General features: G+C 42.2%; 12 protein-coding genes and 1 pseudogene. 11 read left to right on the forward strand and 2 right to left on the reverse strand.

Going from position 1 to position 15,095, the window contains the following annotated elements; translation table 11 throughout:
• Positions 1-2 precede the first annotated feature (2 nt).
• Positions 3-1,500, reverse strand: a pseudogene (locus BacF7301_RS13370) (RNA-binding domain-containing protein).
• A gap of 428 nt (positions 1,501-1,928) precedes the next feature.
• Positions 1,929-2,744, reverse strand: a complete 816-nt coding sequence (locus tag BacF7301_RS13375; RefSeq protein WP_167963524.1) for a GNAT family N-acetyltransferase — start codon at positions 2,742-2,744, stop codon at positions 1,929-1,931.
• A gap of 168 nt (positions 2,745-2,912) precedes the next feature.
• Between BacF7301_RS13375 and BacF7301_RS13380 the strand changes: the two genes are divergently transcribed.
• From BacF7301_RS13380 to BacF7301_RS13430, 11 genes are all read left to right on the forward strand, one after another.
• Positions 2,913-4,172 (forward strand): carboxypeptidase-like regulatory domain-containing protein, encoded by a 1,260-nt coding sequence (locus BacF7301_RS13380; RefSeq protein WP_167963526.1) that lies wholly within the window; start codon positions 2,913-2,915, stop codon positions 4,170-4,172.
• A 56-nt stretch (positions 4,173-4,228) separates the two neighbouring features.
• Positions 4,229-4,780 (forward strand): RNA polymerase sigma-70 factor, encoded by a 552-nt coding sequence (locus BacF7301_RS13385; protein WP_167963528.1) that lies wholly within the window; start codon positions 4,229-4,231, stop codon positions 4,778-4,780.
• Complete coding sequence (locus tag BacF7301_RS13390; protein WP_167963530.1) at positions 4,780-5,634, forward strand: FecR family protein; 855 nt, start codon at positions 4,780-4,782, stop codon at positions 5,632-5,634. The genes BacF7301_RS13385 and BacF7301_RS13390 overlap by 1 nt, the downstream gene beginning before the upstream one ends.
• Before the next feature lie 21 nt (positions 5,635-5,655).
• The gene (locus BacF7301_RS13395) at positions 5,656-7,203 is read left to right on the forward strand and encodes a carboxypeptidase-like regulatory domain-containing protein (protein ID WP_167963532.1); all 1,548 of its coding nucleotides are present in this window, start codon (positions 5,656-5,658) and stop codon (positions 7,201-7,203) included.
• A gap of 62 nt (positions 7,204-7,265) precedes the next feature.
• The gene (locus BacF7301_RS13400) at positions 7,266-7,442 is read left to right on the forward strand and encodes a DUF4250 domain-containing protein (protein ID WP_167963534.1); all 177 of its coding nucleotides are present in this window, start codon (positions 7,266-7,268) and stop codon (positions 7,440-7,442) included.
• A gap of 245 nt (positions 7,443-7,687) precedes the next feature.
• A complete protein-coding gene (locus tag BacF7301_RS13405; protein ID WP_167963536.1) occupies positions 7,688-8,227 on the forward strand; it encodes an RNA polymerase sigma factor in 540 nt (179 codons plus the stop codon).
• A gap of 4 nt (positions 8,228-8,231) precedes the next feature.
• Positions 8,232-8,588: a hypothetical protein gene (locus BacF7301_RS13410; protein ID WP_167963538.1), complete on the forward strand. Its 357-nt coding sequence runs from the start codon at positions 8,232-8,234 to the stop codon at positions 8,586-8,588.
• A 32-nt stretch (positions 8,589-8,620) separates the two neighbouring features.
• A complete protein-coding gene (locus BacF7301_RS13415) occupies positions 8,621-9,181 on the forward strand; it encodes a DUF4890 domain-containing protein (RefSeq protein WP_167963540.1) in 561 nt (186 codons plus the stop codon).
• Between the two features lie 54 nt (positions 9,182-9,235).
• Positions 9,236-11,980: a TonB-dependent receptor gene (locus tag BacF7301_RS13420; RefSeq protein WP_167963542.1), complete on the forward strand. Its 2,745-nt coding sequence runs from the start codon at positions 9,236-9,238 to the stop codon at positions 11,978-11,980.
• Between the two features lie 81 nt (positions 11,981-12,061).
• Complete coding sequence (locus BacF7301_RS13425) at positions 12,062-13,633, forward strand: ClC family H(+)/Cl(-) exchange transporter (RefSeq protein ID WP_167963544.1); 1,572 nt, start codon at positions 12,062-12,064, stop codon at positions 13,631-13,633.
• Between the two features lie 80 nt (positions 13,634-13,713).
• Positions 13,714-15,066 (forward strand): alanine/glycine:cation symporter family protein, encoded by a 1,353-nt coding sequence (locus tag BacF7301_RS13430; RefSeq protein ID WP_167963546.1) that lies wholly within the window; start codon positions 13,714-13,716, stop codon positions 15,064-15,066.
• Positions 15,067-15,095 lie beyond the last annotated feature (29 nt).

Raw genomic sequence — 15,095 nt, forward strand, 5'->3', positions numbered from 1 at the left:
ACTTATTTTTTAATTTGAGGATTAATAATAATGCGCCAGTAACCCACCAAAGTCTGCACCTTCACGAGACAATATCCCCATTGAACGTAACTTTGCGATTTGTTTTTCTACAGCATGGGATCTTATACCTATTTTATAGGCCATAATTTCGGCTGACATAGAGGGATCGGAAATGACGAGATCGATAATCTTCTGTACAGTTTTACCTATGTTCTTAGGTTTATTCGCAGCCTCTCCGAACATTTTCTCCGAACTTTCTGTGTTTTCTCTGAACTTTTCTTTATTTATTGTATACTTTTCAATAGTATTGTTTACTCTGTTAGCAACTTCTTTCACAGGTATTCTGCCATTCTCACTCCAATTCAGATTATACAAAGTCGTGAAGAAAGAGGATGCTTCTGTTTTGTAATATGGTTCTTTACCAAGTAGGAAGTTTGGTAGTTTCTCTGTCAATTCACGCATCTTGCGCAAACCGGAGCCACGTTTTTCCATATGGTCAAGTTGGGTAAACATATCAGCAATGACAGGGTTACGACGTAAAGAAGGAACATTGTATATGTCTCTGTCCTGAATTGGCGTACCGTCAAACATTGCACCGGGGGATACCAATTCTACACGGTCATCAGAAATGTCAATATGTACCTCACCGCCCATTATTGTGTAATCTCTATGAATAAGATGATTTACCAATCCTTCAAAGATAGCACGGTCGGAATAATCAGGTAGGTTAAGGCGATAGCTGGGCATCTTCACCCAGCCACTCATGGTGTAGTTTTTGATAAAATCTATGCCATATTTTAAGAGCTGCACAAAGTTTGCCCGATGTTCTATGGAACTGATGGCGTCATCTTTATATAATCCGGTCCAACGGGTACAGAAGATACGTGATTGGAAGACGGTGCAATTATCCACAAACAATAATCCGGCATTAGTCAGCTTACCGTTCGATGTTACCAGACCGAATGATTCCAAATATTTATCGTTCCACTCCTGATGGGTTTGCTCACGGAAGGTATTGGCAAGGATAACGAAAGAGTGTTTGTTGGCGTCCACTTGGGTAGGGAGTGAATCCCATGTCATGTGCGTGCCCTTCAATATCAACGAAAGTAATTGTTGAGAATTACATTCAACACTTTCACTACCCACTCTTGTATAAGCTGTGCGTGCTCCGTCTTGATAATAATAAGGTGTTAGTGTTCCGGCCTTTACTTTCACTTCAAGCAGGGGATGTCCTTCGTGTTCAATCGGGATAAGTTGTACTTCCGGAACAGAGTCAAGTCTTGCCTTGATTGTTTCGCTGATAAAGTCGGCATCGGCTTGTGGATTCTCTAAACCTACAATCACTCCGTCATCATTTACTCCATAGAACAAACTACCACCATCCGTATTGGCAAAAGCCGACACGGATTTAAGCCATGACTTTACTTTCCGATGTTTCAACATTTCCTTGAAGTCGTAAGACGAACATTTTGCTATCAATGTATTGTTATGTATCTGCATTGTTTTCTTATTATGATTTGGGTATAACACTCCAATATTACTTACAAAGGTAAGGATTAAACCGAAGAATCTGTCAAAATCACCGCTTTCTTTTGATTTTAATGTGTTTACATCCTGTTGTTTATGAATAAAAATCGTACTTTTGTAGGCAAGAGCTGTTGTCGTTTATGGATGCTTATTTGGGTTTTGCGTTATATTTGCAACACGTGTACGCAAGTCGCTGATAGATATATCAAGTTGACTTCGAGGAAGTGAAATAAGAACGGCAAATAAACGATTCATATTTATATCAGCGATAACTCCGTATAGTCATTAAATTTTGGGTAATATCTCAAACAAATAGTGACGCGGCGTTTGGGGTATATCAATTTCAGTCTTTATTTCAATAATGGTATATGTCATATTGGCGGGCTATTTAGTAGTCACGTTCATTCTTGTTGCTTACAATAAATACAGTAGTCATAATGCACAGTTCGCAGTTTTCCGCATTTGGGACAGATATATTTATGATTTTGCCCTATTAAGAAGCTTTCTTCTCCCTTTTCTTTTATGAAAGTAAGATTCACAATCATACTCATGTTATATTTGGTTCGGTATCTGGCATCTAGTGCTTTTAATCGTTTGCAAGGGAAAGTAGTACATTCAAAACAATAATACTTTTTCTTATCGCATGAAAGAATGATACAGTTTTGGCAACTTTTCCGAATTTCTCCTGCCTGGCTTCTACAACCGGGGCAAGGCTTTTTCGCATCTTGAAAAGCATGACATAATGCGCAGTCCATTCCACAAGGCGCAATAGAACTGATTCTGGCTTTCCTTTTCAATATCATCGGCGTATAAGTTATCCCGTTAGTACATTGCTTCTCATTGGTCTTTTCAAATCCCAGGCTTTGATAAAAGCGGATGGCGTATGTGGATGAATTTACAGTCATTTCATCTACCGGACAATCATTGATAGCGAAACAGAATAATTGCTTGCCGATACCTTTGCATTGGTGTTCTTTTCGGATAAAGAATAAAGAAAGATGTTTTCCTTCATGCTTTGTCCCCATGATACCGACCAGGTGCTTATCTTCAAAAGCCCCATAGATAGCCAGTTCATTCATCAGTTGCTCACTAAAGATAAAACTTTTGAAAGAGATGAGTCCTTCTTCATTGAAGTCATCTGCTCCACATTGTATATAGACATCCAGGGCTAATGCTGCTGCCTGTTCGTATTCAGTCTTGTCTAATTTGCGTATCATGGCGATAATTCTTATCGTTAATTTGCCGGGAATTTACTATTAATTCCCGGATATTGTATTGGAATCCGATTTCTTTTTCTTTTTTTTGTAAAAACCGTAGGGTATTTCCTGTCTGAGCGCTCTTATTAGTAGAAACGCAATTTATTTACCTTTTAAAAAAGCATCAGTATGAAGAATGTAGAAAAACACCTGGTTGGATGGCTGACGATTTGTTTGTTACTTTGCAGCTTTCCTGTGTGGGCGCAAGGAGATGCCGGAGATTATCTCACGATTGTGGGCATGGTGAAGGATAAGCAAAATAAAAAAGCTCTGGAGAATGTGAATGTATCTGTACACGGAAGTAACATCGGTACGGTGACAAATGCGGAAGGAGAGTTTGCTTTGAAACTCAAAAAGACGGATGCACCGAGTGAACTTGAAATTTCTCATATCGGCTATGCCAATAGCCATGTCTCTATCGAGAAAGAAGCTCCTGCAAAATTGACAGTATGGATGACACCTCATGCCAACTTACTGAATGAAGTGGTAGTGTATGCCAACGACCCGCGTATGATTGTGGAGAAAGCTATCAGTAAGATTTCGCAGAATTACAGTGACAAACGTGATATGCTTACAGGATTTTACCGGGAAACGGTGCAGAAAGGCCGGCGATATATCGGTATATCGGAAGCAGTGCTTGATGTATCCAAGACTGCATATACCAATCGAAATATCAATTATGATAAAGTGCGGGTGATGAAAGGTCGTCGCCTGCTTAGCCAGAAGGCAAGCGATACGCTGGCTGTTAAAGTAGTTGGCGGACCTAATCTGAGTGTAACATTGGATGTGGTGAAAAACAATGACGCATTGCTCGATTTTGCAGAATTGAACAATTATGAGTTTTGGATGGCAGAGTCTGTTCTTATAGACAATCGTATGCAATATGTAATAAATTTCCGTCCGAAAGTGATTCTTATGTATGCTTTATTGTACGGCAAACTGTATATCGACCGTGAACGGCTGTCATTCACCCGTGTCGAAATGAGCCTGGATATGCAGAATAAGTCGAAGGCAACCACGGCAATTCTCTATAAGAAACCTCTCGGGTTAAGGTTTAAGCCGCAGGAGCTCTCTTATCTGATTACCTATAAAACTGTAGACGGAAGGACTTACCTGAACTATATCCGTAATACGATTCGTTTTAAATGTGATTGGAAACGAAAACTCTTTTCCACAAGTTATGCAATAACTTCGGAAATGGTCGTGACCGACAGAAAAGAAGGTTCATTGGAAACTATACCCAACAAGGAAGCCTTCAGCCTGAATCAAATATTCTATGATAAAGTGGACGAATACTGGCATGAAGGTTTTTGGGGGAATTATAATATAATCGAACCTACGGAATCTTTGGAACACGCCGTGGATAAACTGAAAAAGCAATCTAACTAGAATAAAATAGGGATAGTTTTCTTATATTTGAGGTCAATCATAATGGAGAAGCACGTATGCTGAATGAACTGCTCATACTAAAAAAGATAAAGGAAGGCGACATGAAAGCGTTCGAAGACCTCTTCCGCTGTTATTATTTCCCTCTTTGCTGTTATGCGGCAGGCATTACCGGGCAAATGGAAGTGGCGGAAGAAATAGTCGAAGAACTCTTTTATGTACTTTGGAAAGATAGGGAACATTTGCAGATTTTCCAGTCCGTCAAAAGCTATCTTTATAGAGCGATACGCAACCAGTCCCTTCAATATTGCGAACATGAAGAGGTGCGAAACCGCTATCGTGAGTCAGTGTTGGCTACGTCCGCTTCGGAACAGCCAACCGACCCTCATCAACAAATGGAGTATGAGGAATTACAGAAATTCATAAATAATACCCTTGAGAAACTGCCTGTCCGCAGGCGGCAGATTTTTGAAATGCATCGTATGGAAGGGCGGAAGTATTCGGAGATAGCAGTCCGGCTTTCCCTTTCGGTCAAAACAGTGGAAGCTGAAATGACAAAGGCCCTGCGGACGTTGCGAAAAGAAGTTGAAACTTATATTCACATGGAGTGATGAAAACAGATATTTATAAAATAAAGACAGATAAGGCGTGGAATCGGTTATATAATCGGTTGGATAATGACCATTTACTTGCGAAAGTTGATGAAGGCCGCCATACACGTACACTATCATCGTGGAAACGCTATGGCGCAGTTGCCGCAGTATTAATTGGCATTGTTTGCGGAACAGCGATGTATTGGGCATTGAGTTTCAAAGAACCTGTACCGAATCTGCTTACGCAGGAAAACCTGAGTGCCTTTACGTTGGCAACTACCCTTGAAGACGGTTCTGTTGTACTTTTGGCTGAAGAAACATCGTTATTGTACCCGGAACATTTTATTGCAGACAAACGGGAAGTCAGTATGGAAGGAAACGCCTTCTTTGATATAGCTAAAAAGCAAGGACAACCTTTCTTGATAAATACGGAAGAAGTTAAAATCGAAGTTTTGGGAACTGCTTTTAGTGTACAAAGTAATGAAAATGCTCCATTCCGTCTGTCTGTGCAGAGAGGAACCGTAAGGGTTTCCCTTAAAAAAGGGAACCAGGAATGTTATGTAAAAGCCGGAGAAACGGTTACCGTACAATCTCAAAAACTGGTAGTACAGTCCGTTGATAAAGAATCAGAAGACTGGAACCGTTTCTTCAAGCATATACGTTTTAAGGATGAAACTTTGGCTAATATTTTAAAGGTGATGAATCTGAGTTCGGATAGTTTGCGGATTCTAGTTGATTCACCCGCATTGGAAGAACGCAGGCTGACTGTAGAGTTCTCCGACGAATCCCCTGAAGTGATTGCTAACTTGATAGCCAATGCACTCAATTTGAAATGTATCCGACAGGATAATGCCTATTACTTGTCGGAATAAAACTCTTTAAAACCAGAAAAAATGAAATCGGCTTATCACTATCTCCTTGTCTTGCTACTGCTCTTTTTCGTAATTGATACGATGAGGGCGGATGGGGGAGATGTGTTGAATCAGATAGTCCGGTTACCCAAAACAAAAGCAACGGTATATTCCCTTCTGAGTGATATTTCTCAACAATCGGGATATATGTTTATCTATGATAGCAAACTCATAGACAATGATGCCGTAGTGAAAATAAAAGAAGGAAAGCGTACCGTTCGTCAGGCTGTCTATGATATAATAGGAGACATCAGTCTGGAATTTAAAGTCCTGGGCACTCATATCCTGATAACTTCCCCTTCTGAGAAAAACAACCAAATACCACAAGATTCTCTTCCGGTTCAGCAGACCGTGAATTTAATAATTGCCGGCACTTTGCTGGATAAGGAAACGGGAATACCCATACCTTCTGCTACCGTCGGAGTCCGGGGAACATCCGTAGGCAGCATAACCAATCAAAACGGGGAGTTCAAACTGTCTCTGCCGGACTCTTTGGAGCAAGCTCCAATCGCATTTTCGCATATAGGCTATATCTCTCAGGATATAGAACTTTCGGTGTTGCTGGGCCGGCACAATATACTTGCTCTCGAACCGAAAGTAGTCCCTTTGCAGGAAGTCGTAATCCGTAGAAGTGAGCCTAAGAAACTGTTGCGGGAGATGATTGAACGGCGGGAACGGAATTACTCTCATGCCCCCATCTATCTGACAACCTTTTACCGCGAAGGAGTTCAACTGAAAAATAAGTTTCAGAATCTTTCCGAAGCCGTATTCAAAGTTTATAAGACATTCTCTTCTTCTTTTGTGTCAGACCAGGTGAAGCTGTTGAAAATGAGCCGCCTCAGCAATGTCGAAGTGAAGGATAGCCTGCTCGTGAAGATAAAATCCGGGATTCAGGCTTGCCTGCAGATGGATTTGATTAAAGATATGCCCGCATTTATGATTCCTAATGTAGAAAATAACACCTACACCTATACTTCGGAAGGAATGGCGTTTCTGGATAACCGCTTTGTTAATATTGTACATTTCGAGCAAAGAAAAGGAATAACCGAACCTCTTTTCTGCGGTGAACTGTATCTTGATTCTGAAACGTGCGCTCTATTGCAGGCTCGTTTGGAAGTCCATCCGAAATATGTAAAAGATGCATCCGGCATGTTTGTAGAAAGAAGTACGCGCAATATCCGGATAATTCCGCAAAAAGTGGTATATACCATTTCTTATAAGCCCTGGCAGGGAACTTATTATATCCATCACATTCGTGGCGACCTTCATTTTAAGGTTAAACGGAGACGTATGCTCTTCAGTAATCAGGACCTGCATATATGGTTCGAGATGATTACTTGTAAAGTGGATACCGAACAAGTGACGGCATTTCCCCGCACGGACAGGTTGCCCACCCGTACCATCTTTTCTGATACGAACTTCAAATATGACGAAGATTTTTGGAAGGAATTCAATGTCATTCCGTTGGAGGCGGAAATCAGCAAACTGATAGAAAAAGTCTCTTTGAAGATAGAAGAAATAGGTGATTGATTTGTTTTGCCGTTCGATGGGATTGCTGTAACTTTGCATCCGGTTTAAAAAGATTGTATGTTATGGAATTACCAAAAGACCCGATGATGCTGTTCAGCGTTGTCAATATGAAATTGAGAGACTGTTATTCTTCGCTTGATGAACTTTGTGAAGATATGGACGTAAATAAGGATGAGTTAGTGAATCAGTTGAAAGCTGTTGGTTTCGAATATAGTGCGGAATATAATAAGTTCTGGTAATAATCTTCCTGTTTTACGGTTTATAAATAAGGGTGTGTCACAGCTCCTTTATGTCTTTTATTCAGGCGCGTAATCCGTGCCTGAATATTATTATAGATGATTGATTTTTGATATATCCTCTTTCTTTCTCTGCCCGCAACCTTTCTTTTTCCTCTTCTCCTGTTAATAAAAGCAAAATACGAAATCCCGTATTTAACTTCCATATCCTTCTGCGTTCTAACTAATAAAGCTCAGAAAAAGAATTGATGATAAACGAGAATAAAATTCGTGAAGCTTGTGCCTCGAATCGCGAACGGGGATTCAAGATGCTGATGGACTCTTTCCAGGTGCCGATATACAATTATATCCGTAGACTGGTCGTATCCCACGAAGATGCGGAAGATGTACTTCAGGAAGTCTTTATCCGGGTATTCCGGCATATCGACCAGTTTCGCGAAGAAAGTTCACTGTCAACCTGGATTTACCGGATTGCGACAAATGAAAGTTTACGCTTGTTGAACAGTCGTAAAGAAGAAGGAGTCGTTTCTGCGGAAGATGTACAGGAAGAGTTGATGGGCAAACTGAAAGCTTCCGATTACATTGATTATGAAAATGAACTGGCAGTGAAGTTTCAGGAAGCCATTTTGAGTTTGCCGGAAAAGCAACGGCTTGTATTCAACTTACGTTATTATGATGAACTTGAATACGATGAGATTGCGCGTGTGCTGGATAGTAAAGTGGAAACACTCAAAGTGAATTACCACTATGCGAAGGAGAAGATAAAGGAATATATATTAAACAGATAGAACGATGAAAAAAGATTTTGATTTTGACGATATTGGTAAACGGACACCTTACACTACCCCCGACGGCTTCTTCGAGGATATGCAGCGGAAGGTAATGGAGCGTACCGGAATGAAACAGCAGCGGAAATCCCACATGAAGCTGGTCATTTCTACGGCAGTTGCCATAGCGGCTATGTTGGCAGGGCTTTTGTTCGTTCCGTCTTTTTATCAGACAGATGATGTCAAGCCGTCTTCGTCGAATGTATTGGCTGTTGAAAGAAGCAAAGGCACGGATACTGAAGACAAATGGATTAAAGAACTATCGGATGAGGAGTTGGAAGAGCTCGTCAGCTTCTCTGAAAACGATATATTTTTGAATTAAGTGAATCAATCAATTATTAAAACGTGAAGATTATGAAGATGAAATTTATTTATGTAATTTTGGCTGCTCTTTTGATAGGAAGCCAAATGTCCCTTTCTGCTCAAAACAAAGACAATAAAGAGAGGAAGCAGCGTCCTACACCGGAACAAATAGTGCAGATGCAAACCAATCAGATGGTTAAGACATTGATGCTGGATGATGCGACTGCTGCTAAGTTTACTCCGGTTTATGAGAAATATCTGAAAGAATTGCGCGAATGTCGTGTGATGAATCGCAAACCAAGAGCAGAAAAGCCGCAGGGTACGGAAGCGGACGCAAAAAAAGAAGGTCAAAGACCGGCTATGACTGATGCTGAAATAGCAACGATGCTGAAAAACCAGTTTGCCCAAAGCCGTAAGATGCTCGATGTTCGTGAAAAATATTACAATGAATTCAGCAAGATACTGTCTCAGAAGCAGATAATGAAGGTTTATCAGCAGGAGAAAAGCAATGCGAATAAGTTCAAAAAAGAGTTTGACCGTAGAAAAGGACAGAAGCCCGGACAAGGACACCACCATCAGGGACAGAAATCTCGCTCTCCGCGTCAAAGTTAAAAGCAGAGACTAGGTTTATTTTATTAGAGTTTTATTTTACTAAATCAACACAATTTGAACATAGGCAGTCATAAGTATTCTTTTCAGTACCGTTTGATTAGTTGTTATGTCTTCTTACTGATTAGTTTGGCTGTTTATGCGCAGTCCGGTGGAGAGCGTTTTGCCGGACGTGTTGTTGACTCAGAAACCTATGAGCCGGTACCGTTTGCTACGGTCCGGCTTTTGGCTTTACCGGATAGTGCAATGTTGGCGGGCGGGGCAACCGATGCACAGGGAAAATTCCAGTTAGCCGCCACTGCTCCTAAGAATAAGGCTTTGCTACTTCATGTCTCTTTTATCGGATACACTCCGGTTTATCGCGCTGTTTCACCTGCGGCAAATGGCAATAAGAATGCTTTAGGTGATATTCCTTTAAACTCAGAAGCAATCGCTTTGGATGAAACAGTTGTGGTAGGTCAGGCGCCTATGGCTGTGACCGAAGGAGATACAACCGTTTTTAATGCGTCTGCTTATCGCACTCCCGAAGGTTCGATGCTGGAAGATTTAGTGAAACAACTTCCCGGTGGCGAGATTGATGCGGATGGAAAACTGCTGATTCACGGAAAAGAAGTGAAGAAGATACTGGTAGACGGAAAAGAATTCTTTTCCGACGACCCGAAAGCGGCACTCAAGAATCTTCCAGTAGAAATGGTAGAAAAGTTGAAAGCATATGAACGTAAATCCGACCTGGCGCGTCTTACCGGTATTGACGATGGGGAAGAAGAAATGATTCTCGACCTGTCGGTAAAGAAAAACATGAAGTTGGGTTGGATGGAGAACTTTATGGGCGGATATGGTAGTAAAGACCGTTACGAACTTGCCAATACCCTGAACCGCTTTCGGGACAACTCCCAACTGACAATTATCGGAAACCTGAACAATACGAATAATCAGGGCTTTTCCGAGATGCAGAGAGAATCCGCCAGTTCCAGCGGCAATCTGCGCACGCAAAAAGGGCTGACCACTTCCCGTTCCTTGGGTGTGAATGCTACTTATGACTGGCAGCGGGTCAAGTTCCGTTCGAATATCCAGTATGTTGGAACAGACCGTCTGGAAGACAGCCATACAACGGTCGATAATTTTCTCCGTCAGGACAAGTCCATCACTCAGAGCACCGGCCGCAACCGGTTGAAAAATGATAATCTGATAGCGAACGCATCTCTGGAATGGAAAATGGACTCTGTAACCACATTGATTTTCCGTCCCCAATATCGTACGGCAGTCAACGACAGAAGGAATGAAAGTTTTCAGCAAGGGTGGGAGAATGATGTCCTGCTCAATGAAAAAGAATCATCAGGAACGAATCATAACTCTTCCTATAATATGACGATGATGCTGCAACTTAGCCGGAAACTCAGCCGGATGGGAAGAAACGTAGCATTGAAAGTAGATTATGGCACGAATGCTTCTTCAACAGACAGACAGAATCTTTCTACTACACACTATTTTAAGAATAATACGGAAAAAGTCCAAAACCAAAGGATAGAAGACGACGTAGACGGTTACAACTACCGTTTGCAGTTAGTCTATGTAGAACCGTTACCCTGGTTGCACTTTCTTCAGTTCCGTTATAGCTATCAATATCGGGTGAACAACTCCGACCATTTCGTCTACAACTGGGATAAGGAACTGGAAGAATTTACTCCCGACTATGATGAAGAAGCAAGCAACCAATTTGAAAATCAGTACAGCAATCACCTGTTTAACCTTGCTGTCCGCACTTCCCGGAAGAAATACAATTATAATATCGGTGCCGACTTTGAACCTCAGAAATCCATAAGCCATTCCATCCTGAAGAATGACCCGGAGAACCAGTTGAAAAGGACAGTCTTTAATTTTTCACCTACTGTCAACTTCCGCTATAAGTTCTCCAAACGTACCCGTTTGCAGATTGTATATCGGGGAAAGAGCCGCCAGCCCAATATACGCGACCTTCAGCCCGTGACCGACCGTACCAACCCGTTAAATATCCGTGTGGGTAATCCCTCTCTGAAGCCTTCTTATATCAACACGTTTACATTGAATTTCAATTCCTATAATACGAAACATCAACGGAATATAGTTGCTACCGCACTGGTAGAAAACACCATTAACAGTGTGACCAATCAAGTGACCTATGACAGCGAAACAGGAGTGCGAACCACTACTCCGCTCAATCTGAACGGTAACTGGCGGGCTTTGGGCTCTTTTTCTCTCAATACCCCTTTCAAAAACCGTAGCTGGATATTCCGCACGTATTCATACCTGCAATACAGAAATCAGAACGGATATAGCACCATAAACAAGGAAGAGCCTGTAAAGAGTACAGTAAAGCATCTCACGGCGCGTCAACGCCTGCAATTAACATACCGCACGAAACAAATGGAAATCAGTGCCCGTGCAGAATTGCTTTACAACAATTCCCATAATAATGTGAAAGAGACACGTACCGAAACGTACGACTACCGTTTCGGTACGGAAATGCAATATTACTTCCCGTGGGGGATAGAACTATTCAGCGATCTTACTTATTTCCAACGTTCCGGCTATGGATACAGTGGCTATGCCCGCGAGAACTTTATGTGGAACTGCCAGTTGTCAAAAGCCTTCCTGAAACGGAAACAATTGTTGCTCCGTTTCAAAATATATGATATCCTTCATCAGGACGTTTCAATGATACGTACGATTACCGCCACTGCCATTCGTGATACCGACTACAACGCGCTGGGTTCCTATTTCATGGTGCACGCTATTCTTCGTCTGAATATGATGGGACGATAATTTAAATTTCTGTTTGTTTGAAAACCACAACAGGGTTTTGATTGTTGTTGTCCTACGTGAAAACAATGAAAACCTTGCCGAATGTTTGATTTTGTCAATAAATTGAAGGATAAGGGCCGTTGGCGAATCTTTAAGTTGAAGTTGATTGATGCGCGGCTTTACTTTGTCAGTATCTTCGTGGGACTGCTGACAGGACTTATTGCCGTGCCCTACCATTATCTATTACAGTTTTTCTTCAATCTTCGTCACGATTTCTTTGATGCCCATTTGAAGTGGTATTGGTATATTCCTCTTTTTCTGTTGATGTGGGGGATTCTTATATTCGTCTCCTGGATGGTAAAGAAAATGCCTCTCATTACGGGCGGCGGGATTCCGCAGACGCGTGGAGTCATTAACGGACGGGTTGATTATAAACATCCTTTTCGGGAATTGATAGCCAAGTTTGTGGGTGGAATACTCGCATTAAGTACCGGATTATCTTTGGGGCGTGAAGGTCCTTCCGTACAGATAGGCTCGTATGTGGGATACTTGGTATCCAAATGGGGACGGGTACTTAGTGGTGAGCGGAAACAATTATTGGCTGCCGGTGCGGGTGCGGGATTGGCGGCTGCTTTTGCTGCGCCGTTGGCTTCATCACTGTTGGTTATCGAATCCATCGAACGGTTCGATGCGCCTAAAACGGCTATTACCACGCTTCTGGCAGGAGTGGTCGCCGGCGGGGTAGCCAGTTGGATTTTTCCCATGAATCCTTATTTTCATATAGACGCCATTGTACCGGGAATGACTTTTTGGGGGCAGGTGAAACTGTTTCTTCTGTTGGCTGCCGTAGTTTCCATTTTCGGAAAGTTCTTTTCTATCACCACCCTTCAAGTCAAACGTATCTATCCTGCCATTAAACATCCGGAATATGTGAAGATGCTCTATCTGCTTTTTATAGCTTTCCTTATCTCTATGGCAGAATTCAACCTGACCGGTGGAGGAGAACAATTCTTGCTTTCGCAGGCAATGCATCCGGATACACATATTCTCTGGATTGTCGGTATGATGCTATTACACTTGGTTTTTAGCATATTCTCTTTTTCTTCAGGCTTGCCGGGCGGTAATTTTATTCCTACATTGGTGACAGGAGGGCTTCTCGGACAAATCATAGCATTGATTATGGTGCAACAGGGACTTATCGCTCACGAGAATATCAGTTATATCATGTTGATTTGTATGTCCGCCTTTCTTGTGGCGGTAGTCCGTACCCCATTGACGGCTATCGTACTGATAACCGAGATAACAGGACATCTGGAAGTTTTCTATCCTTCTATCGTAGTTGGGGGATTAACTTATTATTTCACGGAAATGCTTCAAATAAAACCTCTCAATGTGACTTTATACGAGGACATGATTCACTCGCCCGCATTCAAAGAAGAAGCACGCTATACATTATCGGTTGAAGTCATGAGCGGTTCTTATCTGGACGGAAAGATTGTAGACGAACTTCGTCTGCCGGAGCGATGCATCATCATCAATGTCCACCGTGACCGGAAAGACTGGGCTCCTAAAGGGCAGAAACTAATGCCCGGCGACCAGGTACAAATAGAAATGGATTCGCAAGATATAGAAAAATTGTATGAACCTTTAGTCAGTATGGCGAATATTTATTAAGTATCTAATTGCTTTGTTATTGCCATTGTTAATGGCAAAATGCTTATCTTTGTCGAATATTAACACGATAAAGAAAATCTATGGATGCACTCGACCATTTTTTTGCTCAAGTAAGTACATGGTTATGGGGATGGCCGATGATTATAATGTTGTTGGGCACTCACCTGTTTCTAACGATTCGTCTGCGTTTTCCGCAACGTAAGATATTTACTGCTATCCGCCTTTCGGTCACGAAAGATAAAGGAGCGGCGGGAGACGTGAGCCAATTCGGAGCATTGGCTACCTCACTGGCTGCTACTATCGGCACGGGAAATATCATTGGAGTAGCTACCGCCGTTTCTTTAGGTGGTCCCGGCGCTGTCTTTTGGTGTTGGCTGACCGGAGTATTGGGAATTGCCACCAAATATGCCGAAGGATTACTGGCTATAAAATACCGGGTACAAACAGAAAACGGCGAAATGCTGGGCGGACCGATGTATGCTTTGGAGCGTGGTCTGAAATTACGTTGGCTTGCTATCCTGTTCTGTATATTCACGGCCGTAGCTGCATTTGGAATCGGAAATACCGTACAAACCAATTCTATCTCTCTATTACTGGACGAAACTTGCGGAATCTCTCCTCACATAACCGGCGGAATCATTAGCGTATTAATCGCCTTAGTTATTCTTTTCGGAGTGAAAGGAATCGCTAAAGTATGTACGACACTTGTTCCTTTCATGGCGTTATTCTACGTATTAGGCTGCTTGTATATCCTCTTTCTGAATGCCGCTTACTTGAAAGACGCTGTTTGCCTGATAGTAGACTCCGCCTTTAGCGCCCGCGCAGCAGGTGGTGGTTTTGTCGGGACTACTGTTATGATGGCGGCCCGTTACGGTATTGCCCGCGGATTGTTCTCTAATGAATCGGGACTGGGTTCTGCCCCGATTGTGGCCGCTGCCGCACAAACCCGTAATCCTGTAAGACAAGCGTTGGTTTCTTCCACCGGAACATTTTGGGATACAGTTGTTATTTGTGCTCTTACAGGGCTTGTACTTGTGAGCAGTATTATTGCTTTCCCCGATATTGACCATACGCAAGGCGGTGCGTTGACCAAAGCTGCATTTGGTAAAATTCCTTTTGTCGGAACGTTAATCCTCACTGTCGGTATTGTTACTTTTGCTTTCTCCACCATCCTGGGGTGGAGTTATTATGCAGAAAAGGCTGTAGAGTATCTGGGTGGCAAACGTTGGATTAAAGTCTATCGTGTGCTTTGGATTATTGCTATCTATATAGGTTCCGTTATGAACCTTTCGCTGGTATGGAATCTGGCTGATGGTATGAATGCGTTAATGGCAATTCCCAATCTGATATCACTTATCTTCCTTTCGGGAGTGGCGGTGAAGGAGACTCGTAAATATTTGTGGGAAGGGAATCTGGATAAGCATGGGAAGTAAATAGGAATTTAAGATTATTGGCATTATGC

The sequence above is a fragment of the Bacteroides faecium genome (genome assembly GCF_012113595.1).
GTDB classification, from domain to species: Bacteria; Bacteroidota; Bacteroidia; order Bacteroidales; family Bacteroidaceae; genus Bacteroides; species Bacteroides faecium.